Source organism: Streptomyces sp. NPDC006296 (genome assembly GCF_040613235.1).
In the GTDB taxonomy this organism is placed as follows: Bacteria; Actinomycetota; Actinomycetes; order Streptomycetales; family Streptomycetaceae; genus Streptomyces.
Genome location: NZ_JBEXRT010000005.1, coordinates 116,682 through 136,604 on the forward strand (window position 1 = coordinate 116,682; position 19,923 = coordinate 136,604).

18 protein-coding genes, 1 tRNA gene and 1 pseudogene are annotated in these 19,923 nt (G+C 71.1%); 7 read left to right on the forward strand and 13 right to left on the reverse strand.

Annotation, left to right across the window (positions count from 1 at the left end; translation table 11 throughout):
* The first annotated feature begins 224 nt into the window (after nucleotides 1–224).
* From galT to galK, 3 genes are read left to right on the forward strand one after another with little or no spacing between them, the layout of a single operon-like run.
* On the forward strand, nucleotides 225–1,268 hold the full coding sequence (galT, locus tag ABZ172_RS05480) for a galactose-1-phosphate uridylyltransferase (RefSeq protein ID WP_356880632.1): 1,044 nt from the start codon (nucleotides 225–227) through the stop codon (nucleotides 1,266–1,268).
* Nucleotides 1,265–2,245, forward strand: coding sequence for a UDP-glucose 4-epimerase GalE (gene galE, locus ABZ172_RS05485; protein WP_356880479.1), 981 nt, complete (start codon nucleotides 1,265–1,267; stop codon nucleotides 2,243–2,245). Before galT ends, galE begins: the two co-directional genes overlap by 4 nt.
* Nucleotides 2,242–3,417, forward strand: a complete 1,176-nt coding sequence (gene galK / locus ABZ172_RS05490) for a galactokinase (protein ID WP_356880481.1) — start codon at nucleotides 2,242–2,244, stop codon at nucleotides 3,415–3,417. The genes galE and galK overlap by 4 nt, the downstream gene beginning before the upstream one ends.
* On the opposite strand, the pseudogene ABZ172_RS05495 reads toward galK, so the two are convergent.
* Nucleotides 3,407–3,844, reverse strand: a pseudogene (locus tag ABZ172_RS05495) (GNAT family N-acetyltransferase); the annotation flags it as partial. The gene galK and the pseudogene ABZ172_RS05495 sit on opposite strands and share 11 nt — an antisense overlap.
* A gap of 433 nt (nucleotides 3,845–4,277) precedes the next feature.
* Between ABZ172_RS05495 and ABZ172_RS05500 the strand changes: the two are divergent.
* Entirely contained in the window at nucleotides 4,278–5,036 is a 759-nt protein-coding gene (locus ABZ172_RS05500) for a response regulator transcription factor (protein WP_356880483.1), read from the forward strand.
* A 195-nt stretch (nucleotides 5,037–5,231) separates the two neighbouring features.
* On the opposite strand, the gene ABZ172_RS05505 is transcribed toward ABZ172_RS05500, so the two are convergent.
* Complete coding sequence (locus ABZ172_RS05505; RefSeq protein WP_356880485.1) at nucleotides 5,232–5,729, reverse strand: MarR family transcriptional regulator; 498 nt, start codon at nucleotides 5,727–5,729, stop codon at nucleotides 5,232–5,234.
* Nucleotides 5,730–5,817: 88 nt separating this feature from the next.
* Here ABZ172_RS05505 and ABZ172_RS05510 point away from each other — a divergent pair, with 88 nt between their 5' ends.
* Nucleotides 5,818–6,615 (forward strand): trans-aconitate 2-methyltransferase, encoded by a 798-nt coding sequence (locus ABZ172_RS05510; protein WP_356880487.1) that lies wholly within the window; start codon nucleotides 5,818–5,820, stop codon nucleotides 6,613–6,615.
* 168 nt (nucleotides 6,616–6,783) lie between these two features.
* On the opposite strand, the gene ABZ172_RS05515 is transcribed toward ABZ172_RS05510, so the two are convergent.
* Complete coding sequence (locus ABZ172_RS05515; RefSeq protein ID WP_356880489.1) at nucleotides 6,784–7,470, reverse strand: TetR/AcrR family transcriptional regulator; 687 nt, start codon at nucleotides 7,468–7,470, stop codon at nucleotides 6,784–6,786.
* Nucleotides 7,467–8,453: a fatty acid desaturase gene (locus tag ABZ172_RS05520; RefSeq protein ID WP_356880491.1), complete on the reverse strand. Its 987-nt coding sequence runs from the start codon at nucleotides 8,451–8,453 to the stop codon at nucleotides 7,467–7,469. The genes ABZ172_RS05515 and ABZ172_RS05520 overlap by 4 nt, the downstream gene beginning before the upstream one ends.
* A 330-nt stretch (nucleotides 8,454–8,783) precedes the next feature.
* Here ABZ172_RS05520 and ppc point away from each other — a divergent pair, with 330 nt between their 5' ends.
* On the forward strand, nucleotides 8,784–11,513 hold the full coding sequence (gene ppc, locus ABZ172_RS05525; RefSeq protein WP_356880493.1) for a phosphoenolpyruvate carboxylase: 2,730 nt from the start codon (nucleotides 8,784–8,786) through the stop codon (nucleotides 11,511–11,513).
* Nucleotides 11,514–11,545: 32 nt separating this feature from the next.
* On the opposite strand, the gene ABZ172_RS05530 is transcribed toward ppc, so the two are convergent.
* From ABZ172_RS05530 to ABZ172_RS05560, 7 genes are all read right to left on the reverse strand, one after another.
* On the reverse strand, nucleotides 11,546–12,019 hold the full coding sequence (locus ABZ172_RS05530; protein WP_356880495.1) for a hypothetical protein: 474 nt from the start codon (nucleotides 12,017–12,019) through the stop codon (nucleotides 11,546–11,548).
* Between the two features lie 75 nt (nucleotides 12,020–12,094).
* Entirely contained in the window at nucleotides 12,095–12,688 is a 594-nt protein-coding gene (gene pth / locus ABZ172_RS05535) for an aminoacyl-tRNA hydrolase (protein WP_356880497.1), read from the reverse strand.
* A gap of 111 nt (nucleotides 12,689–12,799) precedes the next feature.
* A complete protein-coding gene (locus ABZ172_RS05540; RefSeq protein ID WP_356880499.1) occupies nucleotides 12,800–13,387 on the reverse strand; it encodes a 50S ribosomal protein L25/general stress protein Ctc in 588 nt (195 codons plus the stop codon).
* A 232-nt stretch (nucleotides 13,388–13,619) separates the two neighbouring features.
* Nucleotides 13,620–14,597 carry a ribose-phosphate diphosphokinase gene (locus ABZ172_RS05545; RefSeq protein WP_356880501.1) on the reverse strand — a complete coding sequence of 326 codons (978 nt, stop codon included), beginning with the start codon at nucleotides 14,595–14,597 and terminating at the stop codon, nucleotides 13,620–13,622.
* Nucleotides 14,598–14,716: 119 nt separating this feature from the next.
* Nucleotides 14,717–16,150: a bifunctional UDP-N-acetylglucosamine diphosphorylase/glucosamine-1-phosphate N-acetyltransferase GlmU gene (glmU, locus tag ABZ172_RS05550; protein ID WP_356880634.1), complete on the reverse strand. Its 1,434-nt coding sequence runs from the start codon at nucleotides 16,148–16,150 to the stop codon at nucleotides 14,717–14,719.
* A 162-nt stretch (nucleotides 16,151–16,312) separates the two neighbouring features.
* Nucleotides 16,313–16,383 (reverse strand) — tRNA-Gln (locus tag ABZ172_RS05555).
* A gap of 12 nt (nucleotides 16,384–16,395) precedes the next feature.
* A complete protein-coding gene (locus ABZ172_RS05560; RefSeq protein ID WP_356880503.1) occupies nucleotides 16,396–17,268 on the reverse strand; it encodes a hypothetical protein in 873 nt (290 codons plus the stop codon).
* 155 nt (nucleotides 17,269–17,423) lie between these two features.
* Here ABZ172_RS05560 and ABZ172_RS05565 point away from each other — a divergent pair, with 155 nt between their 5' ends.
* Nucleotides 17,424–18,740, forward strand: coding sequence for a histidine kinase (locus ABZ172_RS05565; RefSeq protein WP_356880505.1), 1,317 nt, complete (start codon nucleotides 17,424–17,426; stop codon nucleotides 18,738–18,740).
* Nucleotides 18,741–18,791: 51 nt separating this feature from the next.
* On the opposite strand, the gene ABZ172_RS05570 is transcribed toward ABZ172_RS05565, so the two are convergent.
* Nucleotides 18,792–19,310 (reverse strand): SUKH-3 domain-containing protein, encoded by a 519-nt coding sequence (locus tag ABZ172_RS05570; RefSeq protein WP_356880507.1) that lies wholly within the window; start codon nucleotides 19,308–19,310, stop codon nucleotides 18,792–18,794.
* A 10-nt stretch (nucleotides 19,311–19,320) separates the two neighbouring features.
* On the reverse strand, nucleotides 19,321–19,842 hold the full coding sequence (locus ABZ172_RS05575; protein ID WP_356880509.1) for a YwqJ-related putative deaminase: 522 nt from the start codon (nucleotides 19,840–19,842) through the stop codon (nucleotides 19,321–19,323).
* Between the last annotated feature and the right edge of the window lie 81 nt (nucleotides 19,843–19,923).

Sequence of the window (19,923 nt, forward strand, 5' to 3'; positions counted from 1 at the left end):
TTCGTTGCGCGAACTGAACCCGAGGGAACCTACGCCTTTGTGTTCAGAAACTGAACAGTTCGGATGACGTTCTTTGTTTGATCGTGATCGTGAGGGGTGGAATGTCCCGGTCTGAGCTGCTGTAAGTCCGGGTTGATCACAGGACTCGGCGGCATTGACGCACCTGTTGATTTGTGATTTGTTATGTGCGGTTATGTTTAGAGGGCTTGACATGGAGGAGCCTGGTGAAGAAGACGGTCACGACCCTCGCCGACGGCCGCGAGCTGATCTACTACGACTCCGCGGACGACACCGTCCGCGACGCCGTCGACCCGCGGCCCCTCGACGCCGTCTCGACGTCCTCGGAGATCCGCCGCGACCCGCTGCTGGGCGACTCGGTGGCCATCGCCTCGCACCGGCAGGGCCGCACCTACCACCCGCCGGCCGACGAGTGCCCGCTCTGCCCCTCGGCGGAGGGCCGGCACAGCGAGATCCCCGACACCGACTACGACGTCGCCGTCTTCGAGAACCGCTTCCCCTCCCTGGCCGGTGACTCCGGGAGGTGCGAGGTCGTCTGCTTCACCTCCGACCACGACGTCTCCTTCGCCGGCCTCACCGAGGACCAGGCGGCCCTGGTCCTGGAGGCCTGGACCGACCGCACCGCCGACCTCGCGGAGCTCCCGCAGGTCGCCCAGGTGTTCTGCTTCGAGAACCGGGGGGCCGAGATCGGCGTCACCCTCGGCCACCCGCACGGGCAGATCTACGGCTACCCCTTCGTCACCCCCCGCACCGAGCAGATGCTCCGCTCGATGGACGCCCACCGCGCCGCGACCGGCCGCAACCTCTTCGACGACGTCGTCGCCCGCGAACGGGCCGACGCCGAACGCGTGGTCCTGGAGACGGAGCACTGGATCGCCTTCGTGCCGTACGCCGCGCACTGGCCCTACGAGGTCCACCTCCACCCGCGCAACCGCGTTCCCGACCTCCGGGAGCTCGACGCGGCCGCACGCACGGAGTTTCCACAGGTCTATCTGGAACTCTTGAGGCGGTTCGACCGGATCTTCGGTCCCGGCGAGCCGCCGACGCCGTACATCTCCGCCTGGCACCAGGCTCCCTTCAGGGCCCCCGGCCGTGAGGAGTTCGGGCTCCACCTGGAGCTCTTCACCATCAGGCGGACCACCGGCAAGCTGAAGTTCCTCGCGGGCTCCGAGTCCGGCATGGGCGTCTTCATCAACGACGTGCCGCCGGAGGCCGCGGCCCAGCGACTGCGAGAGGTAGCGAGCGAGTGAGCAAGACCGCCAAGAAGTACCTGGTGACGGGGGGTGCGGGATACGTCGGCAGCGTCGTCGCCACGCACCTGCTGGAGGCCGGTCACACCGTGACCGTCCTCGACGACCTGTCGACCGGCTTCCGCGAGGGCGTCCCCGCGGGGGCCGAGTTCATCGAGGGCCGGATCCAGGACGCCGCCGAGTGGCTGGACCCCTCCTACGACGGTGTGCTGCACTTCGCCGCGTTCTCCCAGGTCGGCGAGTCCGTCGCCGACCCCGAGAAGTACTGGGTGAACAACGTCGGCGGCACCACCGCACTGCTCGCCGCGATGCGCGACGCCGGCGTGCGGACCCTGGTGTTCTCCTCCACCGCCGCGACCTACGGCGAGCCGGTCTCCAGCCCCCTCACCGAGACCGCCCCCACCGCCCCCACCAGCCCCTACGGCGCCTCCAAGCTCGCCGTCGACCACATGATCAGCGGCGAGGCCACCGCCCACGGACTGGCCGCCGTCTCGCTGCGCTACTTCAACGTGGCCGGCGCCTACGGCAGCTGCGGCGAACGCCACAGCCCCGAGTCGCACCTCATCCCGCTGGTCCTCCAGGTCGCCCTCGGACAGCGCGCGTCGATCTCCGTCTACGGCGACGACTACCCGACCCCGGACGGCACCTGCGTACGCGACTACATCCACGTCGCCGACCTCGCCGAGGCCCACCTGCTGGCCCTCGACGCGGCCACCGCCGGTGAGCACCTCATCTGCAACCTCGGCAACGGCAACGGCTTCTCCGTGCGCGAGGTCGTCGAGACCGTCCGCCGGGTCACCGGCCACCCGGTCCCCGAGGCCGCCGCACCCCGGCGCGGCGGCGACCCGGCCGTCCTCGTCGCCTCCGCGGCCACCGCCAGGGAGCGGCTCGGCTGGAAGCCGTCGCGCCCCGACCTCGCCGCCATCGTCGCCGACGCGTGGGCCTTCGCCCGCCGAGAGGAGCCCACCGCACCATGACCGACAACGCCGAGCTGACCGCCTCCTTCGCCGAGCTGTACGGGACCGCCCCCGAGGGGATCTGGGCAGCCCCCGGACGCGTGAACCTCATCGGTGAGTACACCGACTTCAACGGCGGCTTCGTCATGCCGCTGGCCCTCCCGCACCACGCCCGCGCGGCCGTCGCCCGCCGCACGGACGGACAGCTGCGCCTGCACTCCACCGACGTGCCGGGCGGGGTCGTCTCGCTGCGCGTGGACGAGCTGGTCCCGCACTCCGGCCACGGCTGGGCCGCCTACCCGGCGGGTGTCGTCTGGGCGCTCCGCGAGGCCGGCCACCCGGTGACCGGCGCGGACATCCAGCTCACCTCCACCGTGCCCGTCGGCGCCGGCCTCTCCTCGTCGGCGGCCCTGGAGGTCGTCACCGCACTCGCCCTGAACGACCTCTTCGAACTGGGCCTGAGCGCACCGGAGATCGCCGTGCTCGCCCAGCGCGCCGAGAACGCGTTCGTCGGCGTGCCCTGCGGCGTCATGGACCAGATGGCCTCGGCGTGCTGCACCGAGGGCCACGCCCTGTACCTCGACACCCGCGACCTCGTCCAGCGCCAGGTCCCCTTCGACCTGGCCGCGCACGGGCTGCGGCTGCTGGTCGTCGACACCCGCGTCAAGCACTCCCTCGGCGACGGCGCGTACGCCGAGCGCCGCGCCGGCTGCGAGGCGGGGGCCCGCGCCCTGGGCGTCGAGATGCTGCGCGACGTTCCGTACGAGGGCCTGGACACCGCGCTGGAGACCCTCGCCGCGGCGGGGGAGGACGAGTCGGTCGTGCGGTACGTCCGCCATGTGGTGAGCGACAACCACCGGGTGGAGCAGGTCATCGCGCTGCTCGACGCGGGCGACGTGCGCGCGGCGGGCCCGGTGCTCAACGCGGGCCACGTCTCGCTGCGCGACGATCTGCGGGTCTCCTGCCGGGAGCTGGACCTGGTGGTCTCGGCGGCGAACGCGGCCGGGGCGCTCGGGGCCAGGATGACCGGGGGCGGCTTCGGCGGCTCGGCGGTCCTGCTGGTGGAGGAGGCCATGGCCGGCACCGTCGCCAAGGCCGTCACGGAGGCCTTCGCCGCGGCCGGTCACGCCGCCCCAGGAGTCTTCCCCGCGGTTCCCTCCGCCGGGGGCCGGCGGATCGCTCCAGCTGCTTGACCAGGATGAACTCCGCGACGCCGGGCGGGTAGTCCTCGATCTCGCCCACCACCTCGTACCCCTGCTTCCGGTAGAAGTCCGGGGCCTGGAACCCCCAGGTCTCCAGCCGGGAGCGGGTACAGGCCCGGTCGTCCCGGGCGAGGCGCTCGGCCTCGGCGAGCAGCCGGGAGCCGAGGCCGAGCCCGCGGTGGCGGCCGTCGACCCAGAGCAGGTCCACGTGGAGCCAGTAGGCCCAGGTCCGTCCGCTCAGCCCGCCGGCCAGTGCGCCCGCGTCGTCCAGGAGCCAGACGTCCAGCGGGACCTCGTGCTCGGCGGAGGTGGAGCGCAGGGCGCGCAGCTCCGGTGAACCGTCCCAGTTGGCGTCGTGCAGCTGACGGCTCAGCAGGATCCGACGTTCCCTGTCCACTTCGGTCTCAAGTCGGAACATGTACAACACCCTAAGGGCTGTCCCGTAACCCCTGGCGGGCGCGCGACGACAGCTACGGCACCTCGCCGCGTTGTCGGAACGCCCGAATACATCCAGTATGCGGACGTCCCTCCGCCTTGCGATGCACCGCATCTGACGCCGCGCGCTGATCCACCGGGGATTACGGGACAGCCCTTGGACACGTCGGGTGGTCAGTTCCGCGAATCTCCTTCCGGCACCGGCCGCCCGCCGTACGCTGATCCTCAGCACCGGTGGGGGCCGGTGTCGTTTCAGGGGACGAGACAGTCGGATGCGACACCCGGGGCGGGTGACGGCCGGCACACGGCGGCGGTCGTGCGCCCGGCGGTTAACCGGAGTGCCCCGGGTGCCGCGTCCGCCGCGCTCCGCCCCGCCGGGGCCGGCCACGGACGGGACGCCCCGGAGTTCACACAGCATGGGGGTGTCTGTGGCGCGTATCCGTGTCCTGGTGGTCGACGACCACCGGATCTTCGCCGAGTCGCTGGCCGCGGCCCTCGCGGCCGAACCGGACGTCGACGTGTCCGCGGCGGGCAGCGGCCCCGCCGCACTGCGGTGTCTGGAGCGCGCGGCCGCGGAGGGGCGCCGCTACGACGTGATGCTGGTCGACGCCGATCTGGGCGTCCTGTCCGGCAGCCGTGCCGTCCCGGCGCCGCGCGCTGCACCGGAGGACGGCCCCGGGCCGGTCGACGGGATCTCGCTGGTGGCCGGGGTGCGGTCGGGGCAGTCCCCGCTCCGCACGGTGGTGCTCGCCGAGCGGGACGACCCGCGGCGGGCCGCGGCGGCCCTGCAGGCGGGGGCGTCCGGCTGGGTGGCCAAGGACTGTTCGCTGCAACGCCTGCTGACCGTCATACGGGGCGTGCTGCGGGACGAGACGCACCTGCCGCCGGCTCTGCTGACCGGAGTCCTGCGGGAGCTGACGGCGGCCCGCAGGCACCGCACCGAGAGCGAGCAGCTCGTCGAGTCGCTGACGCCCCGCGAGCGGGAGGTGCTGCGCTGCATGGTGGCGGGCCTGGGGCGCAAGGCGGTCGCCGAGCGGCTCTTCCTGTCCCCGCACACCGTGCGCACCCACATGCAGAACGTGCTGGGGAAGCTGGGGGTGCACTCGACCCTGGCGGCCGTGGCGCTGGCCCGGCGGGCCGGGGTGGGCCCGGCCCCTCTGAGCCCGGTCCCGTAGCCCCGGCGGGTGGTCCCCGGCGGGCGCACGCGGCGGGTGGGGCGCCCTGCCGGGTGGTCCCGGCACGCCCGGACACCTCCCGCACGCCGCTCGGAGGTCCTGCGCGCCGGCTGCACCCGCACCTCGATCCGCCGCGCGCACGTCCTGTGCGCGCGGGGCGCCGTGCGCCGGCCCGCCGCGGGAGGGGCCTGTCCCTCAGCCGGGGACGTTGTCGAACGGGGCGGTCAGCCCGCGCAGCAGCCCGGCGAGCTCGGCCCGCTGGGCGCGGGAGAGCTCGGCCAGGATGGCCCGCTCCTGGTCGAGGAGGCCGGCCAGCGACTGGTCGGCCTTGTCGCGGCCCCGGTCGGTCAGCCGCACCAGGACACCGCGGCGGTCGTTCGGGTCGGGCAGCCGCTCCACCAGGTGCTTCTTCGTCAGCCGGTCGATGCGGTTGGTCATCGTGCCCGAGGTGACCAGGGTCTGGGTGAGCAGCTGGCCGGGGGAGAGCTGGTAGGGGGCGCCGGCCCGGCGCAGGGACGTCAGCACGTCGAACTCCCAGGGCTCCAGCTGGTGCTCGGCGAAGGCGATCCTGCGGGCCCGGTCCAGGTGCCGGGCCAGGCGGGAGACGCGGCTCAGGACCTCGAGTGGTTCCACGTCGAGGTCGGGGCGCTCGCGGCGCCATGCAGCGACCAGTCGGTCGACCTCGTCCTCCATGTCGATCAGTGTAGAGGGTGCCTCGACATGAAGTCTCTTGAATTCAAGTGTCTTGACATCGAGATATCTTCCTGGTGATCCTGGCCCCATGACCGCACCGACCTGGGACCCCCGGCAGTACCTCCGCCACGCCGACCACCGCACCCGCCCCTTCCACGACCTGCTGGCCCGCATCGGCCCCCTGCCGCACGAACCGGCACCCAGGATCGCCGACCTCGGCTGCGGCGCCGGCAACGCCACCGCCCTCCTCGCCGAACGCTGGCCCGGCGCCCGCGTCACCGGCTACGACAGCTCGCCCCGGATGCTCGAACGCGCCCGCGCCCACGCCGGACCCCTCCTCGACTTCACCGAGGCCGACGCCGCCACCTGGGCGCCCACCGAGACGTACGACCTGATCGTCTCCAACGCCCTCCTCCAGTGGGTCCCCGGCCACACCGCCCGCTTCCCCCGCTGGCTGGACGCCCTCGCCCCCGGCGGCACCCTCGCCTTCCAGATCCCCGGCAACTTCGACGCCCCCAGCCACACCCTCATGCGGGAGCTCGCCGCATCACCCCGCTGGCACGGCCGCCTCGCCGGACTCCTGCGCCACGGCGACGCCGTGCACACCCCGGCGCACTACCTGGAGCACCTCACCGCCCCCGGCCGCACCGCCGACGTCTGGGAGACCACCTACCTGCACCTGCTGCCGGGCGAGGACCCCGTCCTCGACTGGGTCAAGGGCACCGGCCTGCTCCCCGTCCTCGACGCCCTCGCCGACGACCCCGAGGCCCGGGACGCCTTCCTCACCGAGTACCGCGACCTGCTGCGCACCGCCTACCCGGCGGGCCCGCACGGCACGGTCTTCCCGTTCCGCCGGATCTTCGCCGTCACCCGCACCGCCGGGTGAGCACCACGGCGCGCCCCGGACCCCGGCGCGACGTCCAGGGGGACCGTCCCGTGAACGGGGCGCGCCCAGGGGCCCGGCGCGATGTCCACGGGGGAGCCACCCCCGTGAACGGGACGCCGGTGCACCCCTGCGCCAGCACGACGGGGGAGCACCGCGCCGCGCCCCGGCTCAGTTCTTCCGGTGGCCTATCAGCCGCGGCTTCGACTCCAGGTTCTCCAGCCCGTGCCACGCCAGATTCACCAGATGGGCGGCGACCTCGGCCTTCTTCGGCTTCCGCACGTCCAGCCACCACTGACCGGTCAGCGCCACCATCCCGACCAGGGCCTGGGCGTACAGCGGGGCCAGCTTCGGGTCGAAGCCCCGGGCCTTGAACTCCAGACCCAGGATGTCCTCGACCTGCGTGGCGATGTCGCTGATCAGCGACGCGAAGGTGCCCGTCGACTGCGCGACCGGCGAGTCGCGGACCAGGATCCGGAACCCGTCGGTGTACGTGTCGATGTAGTCGAGCAGCGCGAACGCCGCCTGCTCCAGCAGCTCACGCGGGTGCCCCGCCGTCAGCGCCCCCGTCACCCCGTCCAGCAGCTGGCGCATCTCACGGTCGACCACGACGGCGTACAGGCCTTCCTTGCCCCCGAAGTGCTCGTACACCACCGGCTTGGAGACCCCGGCACGGGCCGCGATCTCCTCCACCGAGGTGCCCTCGAAGCCCTTGTCGGCGAACAGGGCGCGTCCGATGTCCAGGAGCTGCTCGCGGCGCTCCTTGCCCGTCATCCGGACCCGCCGGGCCCGCCGGGTCGGGGCGGGCATGCTCTTCTCGCCACTGGTGCTTGAGTCGGTCGCCACGTCGTCAATCATGCCGGGTCGGCGGCCACGGGCTTGCGCCGGGAGGCGATACGTGAAGCGTCCGGCCAGCGCACGTCGCGGGCCCAGCCCAGCATCTCGAACCAGCGGATCAGCCGGGCACTGGAGTCGATCTGCCCCCGCATCACCCCGTGCCGCGCGCTCGTCGGGTCCGCGTGGTGCAGGTTGTGCCAGGACTCACCGCACGACAGCACCGCCAGCCACCACACGTTCCCCGACCGGTCGCGCGACTTGAAGGGCCGCTTGCCGACCGCGTGGCAGATCGAGTTGATCGACCACGTCACGTGGTGCAGCAGCGCGACACGGACCAGCGAACCCCAGAAGAAGGCGGTGAACGCACCCCACCACGACATCGTGACCAGCCCGCCGACCAGCGGAGGGATCGCCAGCGAGAGGATCGTGAAGCCCAGGAAGTGGCGCGAGATCGCCCGCATCGCCGGATCGGCCACCAGATCGGGGGCGTACTTCTGCTGGGGCGTCTGCTCCTCGTTGAACATCCAGCCGATGTGGGCCCACCACAGGCCCTTCGCCAGCGCCGGCAGGTTCTCGCCGAACCGCCACGGCGAATGCGGATCGCCCTCGGCGTCGGAGAACCGGTGGTGCTTGCGGTGGTCCGCCACCCAGCGCACCAGCGGACCCTCCACCGCCATCGAACCCGCGACGGCCAGGGTGATGCGCAGCGCACGGTTCGCCTTGAAGGAGCCGTGCGTGAAGTAGCGGTGGAAACCGATCGTCACGCCGTGGCAGCCCCAGTAGTACATGACCACCAGCAGCCCCAGGTCGAGCCAGCTGACACCGCGGCCCCAGGCCAGCGGCACCGCCGCGACCAGGGCCGCGAACGGCACCACGATGAACAGCAGCAGCGCGATCTGCTCGACCGACCGCTTCTTGTCGCCGCCCAGGGTGGCCGGGGAGGCCGCTGGGTCGCCTGCCGCCGTCGGCAGGCCGTCGTCGAGCACTTCGGAGCTGGTGGGCATTGGGGAGTCCCCTGCGAGGTGAGGAAATATGACGGTATGAGTGGGCTACGCTTCCGTAACCTACGGAAACGTAAGTATGGCAGCGAAGGGGCGCACAACACGGGACAACCGCCCGGACCACCCTCCTGCCGACGCCCCCTCCCGCCTTTCGGGTACCGCGGACCCGCGCCGCCCCGCAGGGCACCGAGCACGCCGGACGGCCGGACACCTATCCTGGGGACGTCGGACAGCGCGGTCCGCACTCTGCACATCCGGGGTGACCCGTCAGCACCGCGAGAGCCCCGGCCTCCCCTGACAGACGTGCTCAACCACTGCAAGGAGCCGCACACTGTGAGCAGTGCCGACCAGACCCCTGCCGCCAACACCGAACTCCGCGCGGACATCCGCCGCCTCGGAGACCTGCTCGGCGAGACCCTCGTACGACAGGAGGGCCCCGACCTCCTCGACCTCGTCGAACGCGTCCGCGCCCTCACCCGCACCGACGGCGAGGCAGCGGCCGAGCTCCTCGGCGACACGGACCTGGAGACCGCCGCACAGCTCGTGCGCGCCTTCTCCACCTACTTCCACCTCGCCAACGTCACCGAGCAGGTCCACCGCGCCCACGAGATGCGCGACCGCCGCTCCGCCGAGGGCGGACTCCTCGCCCGCACCGCCGACCGCCTCAAGGACGCCGACCCCGAGCACCTCCGCCAGACGGTCAAGAACCTCAACGTCCGGCCCGTCTTCACCGCCCACCCCACCGAGGCCGCACGGCGCTCCGTGCTCAACAAGCTCCGCCGCATCGCCGAGCTCCTCGAAACCCCCGTCATCGAGGCCGACCGCCGGCGCCACGACCTCCGCCTCGCCGAGCACATCGACCTCATCTGGCAGACGGACGAGCTCCGCGTCGTACGCCCCGAGCCCGCCGACGAGGCCCGCAACGCCATCTACTACCTCGACGAACTCCACGCCGACGCCGTCGGCGACGTCCTGGAGGACCTCGCCGCCGAACTCGAACGCGTCGGCGTCGAACTCCCCGCCGGCACCCGCCCCCTCACCTTCGGCACCTGGATCGGCGGCGACCGCGACGGCAACCCCAACGTGACGCCCTCCGTCACCTGGGACATCCTCATCCTCCAGCACGAACACGGCATCACCGACGCCCTCGAACTGGTCGACTACCTCCGCGGACTCCTCTCCAACTCCATCCGCTACACCGGAGCCACCGACGAGCTCCTCACCTCACTCCAGACCGACCTGGAGCGACTCCCCGAGATCAGCCCCCGCTACAAGCGGCTCAACGCCGAAGAGCCCTACCGGCTCAAGGCCACCTGCATCCGCCAGAAGCTCGTCAACACCCGCGAACGGCTCGCCAAGGGCACCCCCCACCGCCCCGGCTGCGACTACCTCGGCACCGCCGAACTCCTCGCCGACCTCGTGCTCATCCAGACCTCCCTGCGCGCACACCGCGGCGCACTCTTCGCCGACGGCCGCATGGACCGCACCATCCGCACGCTGTCCGCCTTCGGCCTCCAGCTCGCCACCATGGACGTCCGCGAACACGCCGACGCCCACCACCACACCCTCGGCCAGCTCTTCGACCGGCTCGGCGAGGAATCCTGGCGCTACGCCGACATGCCCCGCGACTACCGGCAGAAGCTCCTCGCCAAGGAACTCCGCTCCCGCCGCCCCCTCGCCCCCACCCCGGCCCCGCTCGACGCCGCCGGCGAGAAGACCCTCGGCGTCTTCCACACCATCAAGCAGGCCTTCGAACGCTTCGGCCCCGAAGTCATCGAGTCCTACATCATCTCGATGTGCCAGGGCGCCGACGACGTCTTCGCCGCAGCCGTCCTCGCCCGCGAAGCCGGCCTCATCGACCTCCACGGCGGCTGGGCCAAGATCGGCATCGTCCCCCTCCTGGAGACCACCGACGAGCTCCGCGCCGCCGACGTCATCCTCGACGAGATGCTCGCCGACCCCTCCTACCGCCGCCTCGTCTCCCTCCGCGGCGACGTCCAGGAGGTCATGCTCGGCTACTCCGACTCCTCCAAGTTCGGCGGCATCACCACCTCCCAGTGGGAGATCCACCGCGCCCAGCGCCGCCTCCGCGACGTCGCCCACCGCTACGGAGTCCGCCTGCGCCTCTTCCACGGCCGCGGCGGCACCGTCGGCCGCGGCGGCGGCCCCTCCCACGACGCGATCCTCGCCCAGCCCTGGGGCACCCTGGAGGGCGAGATCAAGGTCACCGAACAGGGCGAGGTCATCTCCGACAAGTACCTCATCCCCGCCCTCGCCCGCGAGAACCTGGAACTCACCGTCGCGGCCACCCTCCAGGCCTCCGCCCTCCACACCGCACCCCGCCAGTCCGACGAAGCCCTCGCCCGCTGGGACGCGGCCATGGACACCGTCTCCGACGCCGCCCACGACGCCTACCGCAAGCTCGTCGAAGACCCCGACCTGCCCGCCTACTTCCTCGCCTCCACCCCGGTGGACCAGCTCGCCGACCTGCACCTCGGCTCCCGGCCCTCCCGCCGCCCCGGCTCCGGCGTCTCCCTCGACGGACTCCGCGCCATCCCCTGGGTCTTCGGCTGGACCCAGTCACGCCAGATCGTCCCCGGCTGGTTCGGCGTCGGCTCCGGACTCAAGGCACTGCGCGAAGCCGGACTCGACACCGTCCTGGACGAGATGCACGCACAGTGGCACTTCTTCCAGAACTTCCTCTCCAACGTCGAGATGACCCTCGCCAAGACCGACCTGCGCATCGCCCGCCACTACGTCGACACCCTCGTCCCCGACGAGCTCAAGCACGTCTTCGACGTCATCCAGGCCGAACACGCACTCACCGTGCAGGAAGTCCTCAAGATCACCGGCGGCCGGGAACTCCTCGACACCAGCCCGGCGCTCCAGCAGACCTTCGCCATCCGCGACGCCTACCTGGACCCCATCTCCTACCTCCAGGTGTCCCTGCTCGCCCGCCAGCGCCAGGCCGCCGAACGCGGCGAAGAAGCCGACCCGCTGCTCGCCCGCGCCCTGCTCCTCACCGTCAACGGCGTGGCCGCGGGCCTCCGCAACACCGGCTGAACCACCCCGCACCACCCCCGGGTGCGGCCCCGTCAGAGAGCGACGAACGTCGCCGTCAACAGGGCCGCACCCGCGATCCCCGTCCCCCACGCCGTCCGCGTCAGCCGCATACCCCCGCCGATCACCAGCGCCGCCAGCACCAGCGCACCACCCAGCGGCACCCAGGCATGCAGCAGACCCGGCGTCCCGGTACGCACCACGTCCCCCGTCCCCGGCTTCACCACGACGGGAAAACGGTCACCCTTCCGCGCCGCGGCCGACCGCTCCACCCGCACCGAGGACCGCTCGGCCGCATCCGCGTCCGGCGCGAACGACCCCGAACACACATCCTCCCCGCACGCCGTCACCACCATCGTCCCGTGCTCACGGCCCTTCGCCAGCACGATGTGGTGCGCGGTGTCCCACGACGTCCACACCCCGGCGGCCAGCAGCAACAACACGACACAGCCCGCCGCGAACACACGGCCGCCGGCCAGCATCCGGCGCGAGGAGGAACTCCGCTTCATGGGGGCAGATCCTTGGGCAGAGCCCTGCCACCGGTCAACCCACGGCAGCGGAACACCCCGGAAGCAGCACGAATGTCAGGAGTTGTACGCGGACTGAGCCCGCTCCAACCCCTCCGCCAGCAACGACTCCACCGCATCCGCCGACCGGTCCACCAGGTACGCCAGCTCCTTGCGCTCCGCCGACGAGAAATCCTTCAGCACGAAATCCGCCACCTGCATCCGCCCCGGCGGCCGGCCGATCCCGAACCGCACCCGGTGATAATCCGGCCCCATCGCCTTCGTCATCGACTTCAGCCCGTTGTGCCCGTTGTCGCCCCCGCCCCGCTTCAACCGCAGCATCCCGAAATCGACGTCCAGCTCGTCGTGCACCGCCACCACATGATCCGTCGGCACCTTGTAGAAATCCCGCAGCGCCGTCACCGGCCCACCCGACAGATTCATGTACGACATCGGCTTCGCCAGCACCACACGACGGGACAGCGGCCCGGGCGGACCGATCCGCCCCTCCAGCACCTGCGCCTGCGCCTTCTGCGCCCGCTTGAACTTCCCCCCGATCCGCTCCGCCAGCAGATCGGCCACCATGAAGCCCACATTGTGACGGTTCGCCGCGTACTCGGGACCGGGATTGCCGAGGCCCACGATCAGCCAGGGGTCGGTGGCGTCGGACATCAGAGCTCGGTCTCCTCGCAGTGCGTACATACCGGTCGATACAGAGAAACGGGGCGGCGGAACCCCTGGAAGGGAACCGCCACCCCGTCAGTCAAGCAGGTGGGACGAGGCTCAGGCCTCGGCGCCCTCGGCCTCGGCGTCCTCCGTGGACTCCTCCTCGGCCTGCGCCGCGACGACCTGCAGCACGATGGCGTCCTCGTCACCGGCCAGTACGGCACCCTTGGGCAGCGTGATGTCCTTCGCGACGATCGAGTCACCCGCGTCCAGACCGGCGACGGACACCGTGACCGACTCGGGGATGTGCGTGGCCTCGGCCTCGACGAGCAGGGTGTTCTGCACGTACTCCAGCAGGTTGGCACCCGGCGCCAGGTCGCCCTCGGCGTGCACCGCGATCTCGACGTTGACCTTCTCGCCGCGCTTCACGGTCAGCAGGTCGACGTGCTCGATGTGGCCCTTGAGCGCGTTGCGCTGCACGGCCTTCGGGATCACCAGGGTGTCCTTGCCCTCGATCTCGAGACCGATCAGGACGTTCGCCGTACGCAGCGCGAGAAGCAGCTCGTGACCCGGCAGGTTGATGTGGACCGGCTCGGCACCGTGGCCGTAGACGACCCCGGGAACCAGGTTGGCGCGACGGGTACGACGGGCAGCGCCCTTGCCGAACTCCGTACGGACCGTTGCGTCGAGCTTGATCTCAGCCATGCTGCACTCCTCGTGAGGTGACGAAAAACCGAAGGTCACCCGGCCCACGACAGGCCTGCTACGAAGAGCGCGTCGATAACGGACCACCGGTTCCCACGACCACGCATGAGAACGGCCTCCCTCGCCGAGCAACTCACTGAGTCTACCCGGCGGGGAGGCCGCACCCAAAGTCGATCACCCGCAGGCGGCCCTCCGGAGGTCACCCTCCGCAGAAACGGTCACCCGAAGACGCTCACTCGCTCTCCTCGAAGAGGCTCGTCACCGAACCGTCCTCGAACACCTCACGCACCGCACGCGCGATCGTCGGAGCGATCGAGAGCACCGTGATCTTGTCGATCTCCAGCTCACCCGGGGTCGGCAGCGTGTCCGTGAACACGAACTCACTCACCTTCGAGTTCTTCAGCCGGTCCGCGGCCGGACCCGAGAGCACCCCGTGCGTCGCCGTCACTATGACGTCCTCGGCACCGTGCGCGAACAACGCGTCCGCCGCCGCACAGATCGTGCCACCCGTGTCGATCATGTCGTCGACCAGCACACACACCCGGCCCTCGACGTTACCGACGACCTCGTGGACGCTCACCTGGTTCGGCACGTCCTTGTCACGACGCTTGTGGACGATCGCCAGCGGCGCGTCCAGCCGGTCGCACCAGCGGTCCGCGACCCGCACACGGCCGGCGTCCGGAGACACGATCGTCAGCTTCGACCGGTCCACCTTCGCACCCACGTAGTCCGCCAGGATCGGCAGCGCGAACAGGTGGTCCACCGGACCGTCGAAGAAGCCCTGGATCTGGTCCGTGTGCAGATCGACCGTGAGGACACGGTCCGCACCCGCCGTCTTCATCAGGTCCGCCACCAGACGGGCCGAGATCGGCTCACGGCCACGGTGCTTCTTGTCCTGACGGGCATAGCCGTAGAACGGCACGATCACCGTCACCGACCGCGCCGACGCACGCTTCAGCGCGTCCAGCATGATCAGCTGCTCCATGATCCACTTGTTGATCGGAGCCGTGTGGCTCTGGATCAGGAAGCAGTCGGCGCCACGGGCGGACTCCTGGAAGCGGACGTAGATCTCACCGTTGGCGAAATCGAAGGCCTTCGTCGGCACGAGACCGACACCCAGTTGGTGCGCGACCTCCTCGGCCAGCTCGGGGTGGGCGCGGCCGGAGAAGAGCATCAGCTTCTTCTCGCCGGTCGTCTTGATCCCGGTCACAGCACAGTCTCCTCAGACGTGTATCTGGCACCGCACGCAAGTGTCCCGATGTGCGACGAGCCAGCCGAAATGGGTGAGCATCTATCACGGTACGCCGCCTGCGGCGCACCTGTTTCCGGTCAGCTTTCGCCGTCGGACTCCGACGCGGCCGCCTGAGCCGCCTGAGCCGCCGCGCTCCCGGGACGCTTCCGGGCCACCCAGCCCTCGATATTCCGTTGCTGGCCCCGGGCGACGGCCAGTGAACCGGAGGGCACGTCCTTGGTGATGACCGAACCCGCGGCCGTGTACACGCCGTCCCCGACCGTGACAGGCGCCACAAACATATTGTCCGACCCGGTCCGGCAGTGCGACCCGATCGTGGTGTGGTGCTTCGCCACCCCGTCGTAGTTCACGAACACGCTCGCCGCACCGATGTTGGTGTGGTCCCCGATGGTCGCGTCACCGACGTAGCTCAGGTGCGGCACCTTCGTGCCCTCGCCGATCGTCGCGTTCTTCATCTCGACGTACGTCCCCGCCTTGGACCCCGCGCCCATGCGCGTGCCGGGCCGCAGGTAGGCGAACGGACCGACCGTCGCCCCCGGGCCCACCTCGGCGCCGTCCGAGACCGTGTTGTCCACCCGCGCGCCCGCGTGCACGACGGTGTCCTTCAGCCGGGAGTTCGGACCCACCTCGGCGTCCTCCGCCAGGTGCGTGGCCCCCAGCAGCTGCGTACCCGGGTGCACGATCGCGTCCCGCTCGTACGTCACCGTCGCGTCGATCAGCGTGGACGCCGGGTCCACGACCGTCACACCCGCCAGCATCGCGCGCTCCAGGAGCCGCTCGTTGAGCAGCCGCCTGGCCTCCGCCAGCTGGAGCCGGTTGTTGATGCCCAGGATCTCGCGGTGGTCGCCCGCCACCGAGGCCCCCACCCGGTGCCCGTCCTCCCGCAGGATCGACAGCACGTCGGTGAGGTACTCCTCGCCCTGGCTGTTGTCGGTGCGCACCTTGCCCAGGGCGTCGGCCAGCAGCCGGCCGTCGAAGGCGAACACCCCGGAGTTGATCTCCCGGATCGCGCGCTGGGCGTCGGTGGCGTCCTTGTGCTCGACGATCCCGGTGACCGCCCCGGTGGCCGCGTCGCGGACGATCCGGCCGTAGCCGGTCGAGTCCGGGACCTCCGCGGTCAGCACGGTGACGGCGTTCGCGTCGGCGGCGTGGGTGGCGGCGAGCGCGGCGAGGGTCCCGCCGGAGAGCAGCGGGGTGTCGCCGCACACGACGACGACGGTGCCCTCGACGGTCCCGCCGAGCTCCTCCAGCCCCATCCGGACGGCGTGCCCGGTGCCGTTCTGCTCCGCCTGGAAGGCGGTGCGCACGGGGACCTCACCGGCGGACAGGTGCGCGGTGACCTGCTCGCCGGCGTGGCCGACGACCACCACGAGGTGCTGCGGGTCGAGCTCGCGGGAGGCGGCGACGACATGTCCGACGAGCGAGCGCCCGGAGATCTCGTGCAGGACCTTGGGCGTCTTCGACTTCATGCGGGTGCCCTCACCCGCTGCGAGGACGACGACGGCGGCCAGGGGGGTGTCCCCTGTGCGAGCGGAGCCGAGAACGTGGGGAGGGTGGACACTCACGGAATTGCCCTTCGGCTTCGGGTGATGGACACCCGCAGGATACCGGGGGCGTATCCGCCCGAAACGAGCGCGGGCCCCGACCGGTGAGGTCGGGGCCCGCGCTCAGGGCTCCCGGGGAAGGAATCGAACCCTCATTCAATGGACCAAAACCATTTGTCCTGCCATTAGACGACCCGGGATGGTCTGTGGCTTTATGTCCGATTTTCTTGATCGGAACATTTCGCAGCCCCTACTATGCCGCACCACCAGCCCTCGATGCGACGGTACAGGTCGGCGCTTTTCAGGACGCGCACCACGAGGCAACCCCGGTAGTCCTCGCCGGTGTTCTTCCGGTTCGTCTTCGGGGAGTGCCTCTTGAGCGAGGTCTTGCCGAACGCCGAGGGCGTGGCACCGGTGAGGTCGGCCCAGTAGTGCTCCGCGGCTGCGACGTCGGCGGTCTCGTGGATGAGCACGTGGAACCGGAGGTGTTCCGGCGGTACGTCCAGGAGGCGCAGCCAGGCGAGGTAGACCGAGATCATGTCCGGGTCGCTGTTGACGAAGGTGGCCCTCTCCTGCGGGCGGTGCGGCTTCGACTTGGATCCCTCCGCCCAGTACAGGCCCACCCCCACCAGGAAGAGCTCGCGCGGACTCAGTGAGCCGATCTCGGCCGCTGCCGCCTTCTTCGTCCCGGCCCGTTCGGCCTCGCGGCGCTGAAGGGTCGCCTCCCAGCCCCGGCGTGCGAGGGCGGACGCCTGCTCGGTGGTGCGCCTTCGCTCCGGCTTCGGCAGATCCCGCACCCACCGGGAGATGGACCCCTTCGAACACCCCAGCTCCAGCTGGATGCGGTCGTAGGTCAGGCCCTGGAGCCGCAGCTCCCGGGCCCTGGCGCGCAGGTCGTCCTTCGCGCGCGGCCGTCGCGTCCACTCCGGGGCCGGCTCGCCCTCCAGGAGGCGGTTGAGGATGTCGTTGTTGTCGACGTGCAGCCGGTCGCGGATCCGGCGGCGGCTCAGCCCCTCCCGCCGCAGCGCGACCGCCTTCTCCCGCAGTCCCTCGAAGTCGGCGTACTTGTCCCCGGCATGTGTCATACGGACAGCCTCGTCCGGAATGCGAACGTCCGGGTCGAAAGGATGCGCGGTTCACCGGATCGTGCGATCTGGCGGTGTTTGTGGCACGACCGGTCACTTTCCGTGCTGATGGAGTCTCCGGAAAATGGGATGCGCCCGCCCGTAGGCTGGATGCCATGACCGCAACGGGGGCAGACCGGGAGGCGGCGGGATCGACCACCCGCGGCTACTGGTGGTGGGAGCGGCGGCGCGGTGCCGCCCTGGACGTGGGACTGGCGCTGGTGTCGGCGCTGGAGTGTGTGCTGGAGGGGGTGGAGTTCGCCGGGGACACCGGGCTGCCGGTGCCGCTGGCGGTGCTCTTCGGGCTGTGCGCGGGGTCGGTGCTGGTGCTGCGCAGGCGCTGGCCGATCGCGGTGGTGCTGGTGTCGATAGCGACGATGCCCGCCGAGATGGGCTTCCTGATGGGGATCGTCGGGCTGTACACCCTGGCGGCGTCCGAGGTGCCGCGCAGGATCACGGTGGTCCTGACGGGGATGACGCTGGTGGGCACGTTCGTCGTGTCGTACGTGCGGCTGCGGCAGAGCGTGGACGCGGACGCGGACTTCGGGCCGGGGGTCTGGTACGTCCCGGTGGTGTCGCTCTTCATGTCGTTGGGGCTGACGGCGCCCTCGGTGCTGTTCGGTCTGTACATCGGCGCCCGGCGGCGGCTGATGGAGAGCCTGCGGGAGCGGGCGGACTCGCTGGAGCGGGAGCTGTCGCTGCTGGCGGACCGGGCGGAGGAGCGGGCCGAGTGGGCGCGTACGGAGGAGCGGACCCGGATCGCCCGGGAGATGCACGACGTGGTGGCGCACCGGGTGAGTCTGATGGTGGTGCACGCGGCGGCGTTGCAGGCGGTGGCTCCGAAGGATCCGGCGAAGGCGGTGCGCAACGCGGCGCTGGTCGGGGACATGGGGCGGCAGGCGTTGACGGAGCTGCGGGAGATGCTGGGGGTGCTGCGGAGCGGGGACGCTCTGGTGGCTCCGGGTCCGGGGCGGGTGCCGTTGGCTTCGGTGGGGCGGGTCGCCGCGCCCGCTGTCGTGCCGGTGGTGGAGGACGGTCCGCGGTTGTGCGAGGTGGAGGCGCTGGTGGCGCAGTCGCGTGAGGCGGGGATGACGGTGGAGCTGTCGGTGCAGGGGGAGCCGCGTGCGTATGCGCCGGAGGTGGAGCAGACGGCGTACCGGGTGGTGCAGGAGGCGTTGACGAACGTGCACAAGCATGCGGCGGGTGCGCGGACGTGGGTGCGGCTGGCGCATCGGGGTGCCGAGGTGGCGATGCAGGTGGAGAACGGTCCGGTGGACGGTGTGACGGCGGATGCGGGGCTGCCGAGCGGGGGCAACGGTCTGGTGGGGATGCGGGAGCGGGTGTCGGGGCTCGGGGGTGTGTTCGTGTCGGGGCCGACGGATGCGGGGGGTTTCCGGGTGTCGGCGGTACTGCCGGGGGCCGGTGGGGTGTGAGGGGCCGGTCCGGGGGCCGGGGGTGGGGCGCCCGGCCGGTGGTGCGGGGGTTCAGCCGGAGGTGAGGCGGGCGGGCTGGACGCCGGTCATGAGGGTTTCCAGGGCGCGGTCGATGTCGGAGCCGAGGTACCAGTCGCCGGTGTGGTCGATGGAGTAGACGCGGCCTTCGGTGTCGATGGCGAGGACGGCCCGGCCGTCCCCTTCTTCGCCGAGGGGGGCGACCTCGGTCTCCAGTGCGCGGCCGAGGTCCTTGAGGGTGCGGGCCAGGTGGAGTCCGCTGAGCGGGTCGATGTGCACGGTGGCGGTGGCGATCTGCCGGCCGGGTGCGGTGGGGGTGATGCGGAGTCCGCCGAATTCGGCCCAGGCTTCGACGGCGGCGGGGAAGACGGCGTGCTGGTGTCCGCCGGGGGAGGTGTGGGAGCGCAGGGCGTCGGCCCATTCCTCGGCGCGGCGGATGTCCCAGCGGCCGGGTTCCCAGCCGGCGTCGCGGAGTGCGGTGGCCACGGTGTCGGGGAAGCGGCTGGTGCCGGGGCGGTTGTGCTGGCCGGGTACGTCGGTCCGGTCGTGCATGGTGGTGTGCTCAGCCCTTCTCGGCGGTGGTCGCCGCACGCGTGGTGAGGTCGACGGGGCGTACGCCGAAGTGGGCGAGCATCACCGTGCAGGAGCGGCAGGGGGGTGCGTAGCTGCCGTGGAGGGGGTCGCCGTCCTCGCGGATGCGGCGGGCGGTGAGGCGGGCGTGTTTGAGTGCGCGGCGGGCTTCGCCGTTGGTGAGGGGTTTGCGCTGGGCGCGTTTGGAGCGGCTGTCGTCGGCGGCGGTGAGCTGGCGTGACAGGAGGATGGCTTCGGGGCAGCGTCCGGTGAAGCGTTCCCGCTGATGGGTGGCGAGGGTGTCGAGGAAGTCCTGGACGAGTGGGTGGAGGACGGGGGGCCGGTCGCCTTTTCCGGCGGTGCAGGTGAGTGTCTCTCCGCGTACGGACAGGGCTGCGGCCACCGCGGGCAGGATGCCGTCGCGGCGGTGCTGGAGGTGGGGTGTGTGGTGGGTCTCGGTGGTGATCCAACTGAGACGCGGGTCTCCGGATGTGACTGTTTGTGCTGAGTGCATGGTGCTGGTGTCCCTCCCTGCAATCCCCCGAGTTGCGGGGACAGCCTGCCAAATGTGCAGCATGGTGGGGAAGCTGGGTGG

What these genes read in the sequence shown, in the direction of transcription:
- pth (WP_356880497.1), bottom strand. Translation starts at nt 12,688, where the DNA reads ATGTCCGACGCCACCGACCCCTGGCTGATCGTGGGCCTCGGCAATCCC.
- ABZ172_RS05500 (WP_356880483.1), top strand. Translation starts at nt 4,278, where the DNA reads ATGGGGGTGTCTGTGGCGCGTATCCGTGTCCTGGTGGTCGACGACCAC.
- ABZ172_RS05540 (WP_356880499.1), bottom strand. Translation starts at nt 13,387, where the DNA reads ATGGCTGAGATCAAGCTCGACGCAACGGTCCGTACGGAGTTCGGCAAG.
- ABZ172_RS05530 (WP_356880495.1), bottom strand. Translation starts at nt 12,019, where the DNA reads ATGAAGCGGAGTTCCTCCTCGCGCCGGATGCTGGCCGGCGGCCGTGTG.
- ABZ172_RS05575 (WP_356880509.1), bottom strand. Translation starts at nt 19,842, where the DNA reads ATGCACTCAGCACAAACAGTCACATCCGGAGACCCGCGTCTCAGTTGG.
- ABZ172_RS05510 (WP_356880487.1), top strand. Translation starts at nt 5,818, where the DNA reads ATGACCGCACCGACCTGGGACCCCCGGCAGTACCTCCGCCACGCCGAC.
- ABZ172_RS05570 (WP_356880507.1), bottom strand. Translation starts at nt 19,310, where the DNA reads ATGCACGACCGGACCGACGTACCCGGCCAGCACAACCGCCCCGGCACC.
- galK (WP_356880481.1), top strand. Translation starts at nt 2,242, where the DNA reads ATGACCGACAACGCCGAGCTGACCGCCTCCTTCGCCGAGCTGTACGGG.
- ABZ172_RS05560 (WP_356880503.1), bottom strand. Translation starts at nt 17,268, where the DNA reads ATGACACATGCCGGGGACAAGTACGCCGACTTCGAGGGACTGCGGGAG.
- ABZ172_RS05565 (WP_356880505.1), top strand. Translation starts at nt 17,424, where the DNA reads ATGACCGCAACGGGGGCAGACCGGGAGGCGGCGGGATCGACCACCCGC.
- ABZ172_RS05515 (WP_356880489.1), bottom strand. Translation starts at nt 7,470, where the DNA reads ATGATTGACGACGTGGCGACCGACTCAAGCACCAGTGGCGAGAAGAGC.
- ABZ172_RS05520 (WP_356880491.1), bottom strand. Translation starts at nt 8,453, where the DNA reads ATGCCCACCAGCTCCGAAGTGCTCGACGACGGCCTGCCGACGGCGGCA.
- ABZ172_RS05505 (WP_356880485.1), bottom strand. Translation starts at nt 5,729, where the DNA reads ATGGAGGACGAGGTCGACCGACTGGTCGCTGCATGGCGCCGCGAGCGC.